The sequence below is a fragment of the Ruegeria sp. HKCCD3925 genome (genome assembly GCF_057221175.1).
Map to the genome: position 1 here is coordinate 1 of NZ_JBWVBI010000018.1, position 1,304 is coordinate 1,304.

The 1,304-nt window shown below is 59.0% G+C and carries 2 protein-coding genes; both read right to left on the reverse strand.

The features are described 5' to 3' along the window. Positions 1-653, reverse strand: a 653-nt coding sequence (locus AC2TEM_RS21365; protein ID WP_480856420.1) for a 2,5-dihydroxypyridine 5,6-dioxygenase NicX family protein, incomplete at its 3' end; no start/stop codon positions are given. Between the two features lie 81 nt (positions 654-734). Next, a partial coding sequence (locus AC2TEM_RS21370; RefSeq protein ID WP_480856421.1) for an alpha/beta fold hydrolase occupies positions 735-1,304 on the reverse strand: 570 nt, incomplete at its 5' end.

The window sequence follows — 1,304 nt, forward strand, 5'->3', positions numbered from 1 at the left end:
GGCAACAGAATGTCGCCCTTGTCGATCACGATGGTGCCGTTGGTGCCCAACTCATTGGGCCAGGTCAGCACAAAACCGCTGGGCCAGTGGTCCCAACGACCGGGCTCATCTACAAAACCGTATTCACGAATCGCAGGGAATTCACCCAGCGGGCAACGCAGATTAGTGCCAGCAGGTGAGGTAATGCTCATTTCCTTGGCGGCCTTGATCAAAGCGGCCGCAGCAGTCACGCGTGCGCGATCTGCTTCGGTTGGCACGGTACGAACCAGAATTTCGGGTGGCTCCACGGCCAGCAGAATCTTGGTACCCGACTTCAGAATGTCGATCTGCTCGGGCGAGAACAACAGGGTCATCAGGTCCAGCACCAGATCGCTGGCTTTCAAGGCGGCGATCGCCGCTTCGTTGCCCGTCAGCGGGGTCGTACCCAAGTACGCCAGCGAGTCACGGCTCAAGGCTTTTTCCGCATTGACCGGCAACAAGTCCAAACGATTGACAATCGCGCCCATGGACTGAGCGGCAATCTGCGCGCACTGCATGGTCTGGGGGTGCGTGGTCGAGCTGGTCAGCAAGGTCACGGTTTGACCCGCTTGCAGCTTGGACAGGCGCAGCACCTCTTGCCATGCTTCGATAAGTTGATAATCACTCACTGCCATTTTGTCTCTCCTTGTGAGAGGTTCCGGCACTGACGCGGAACCTCTGCATCACGACGGGCCACCGTAGCGGCCCCGTCAACATCACACCAAGCGCTGGCCCAGAAAGTCACCGAAGGCTTCGTAAAATCCGGCTTCGTTGTCCCAAGGAATCATGTGACCGGCGTTCGGCACACGAACGTGCTGCACGCCAGAGGCCAGTTGCTGAATCTCGGCCACATCCTCATCACGCACCACATCGCCACGCTCGGCGGTCATCAGCAAAGCAGGCACCTTCAAATGCGGGAAGTCGACGTGGATATCGTCGGTGTGGAACCCTTCAAAGCTGGCCAGAATCGCAGGCTCGTGGCAGGTGTGCAGCCACTGGGCACGCAATTGCAACTGCTCTTCGGTCCAAGTCGGGCAGAAAGCACGCATGTCCTCTGCCGTGCAGCCCTTGCGAGCCATGGCCATGGAATCCACGTACCAGGGCAGCTTGGAGGGATAGGCACGACGATCCGGGCCGGAGACCGGCGGATCAACCATCACCAGACGGTTCAGACCATCGCTGTTCTTGTGAGCCGCACGCAAACCAATGCGGGCACCCATGGAGTGACCGACCACGATGTAGTCTTTAAGACCCAGGGCTTGAGCCAGGGCGATCAAATCATCGGC